The organism is Mariprofundus erugo, from assembly GCF_005818865.1.
In the GTDB taxonomy this organism is placed as follows: Bacteria; Pseudomonadota; Zetaproteobacteria; order Mariprofundales; family Mariprofundaceae; genus Mariprofundus; species Mariprofundus erugo.
Genome location: NZ_VBRY01000028.1, coordinates 1 through 488, shown reverse-complemented (window position 1 = coordinate 488; position 488 = coordinate 1). Strand labels below are relative to the sequence as shown.

General features: G+C 31.8%; 1 protein-coding gene. It reads right to left on the bottom strand.

Annotation, left to right across the window (positions count from 1 at the left end):
- Nucleotides 1–128: 128 nt before the first annotated feature.
- Nucleotides 129–488, bottom strand: a 360-nt coding sequence (locus FEF65_RS13260; protein WP_138240296.1) for a TlpA family protein disulfide reductase, incomplete at its 5' end; no start/stop codon positions are given.

Here is a 488-nt window from a genome sequence, read left to right as displayed (position 1 = left end):
TCCCCTACCTTTACTATGTATTGATGCTCGTAAACTTTTTGTGCTTGTGAACTGAAAACAAAAAGGGATACAATAATTAGAAGGATGGTTTGTGTTGATCTAGTCATTACTTTCTGGTTTAGAATCCTCTAATCTTTTTCTTCTCGCATTTTCTTATGATTTTCGATAAATTCGGGTAATTGTTCACTAACCAATCGTTTTGCAATAATCTTCTTGTTTTTATCTAAAACCACAATAACTGGCGTTGTAAAAATATTATAGAGTTCATGATAATCTGTGGTATAGGATCTAGGTCCATTCACATTAATAAAATTCATCTTCTTCTCACGTATATACTTTTTCATATCTGCTAAATTTGAATCTGCGCAAACAGTATATACTTCAACATCCAATTTCTCAGCGTATTCATTATAGAATTCTACCAATTTTGGAGATTCCTTTTTACAATGCCCACATTGTGGATCCCAGAAATAAATAATGGTATTCTC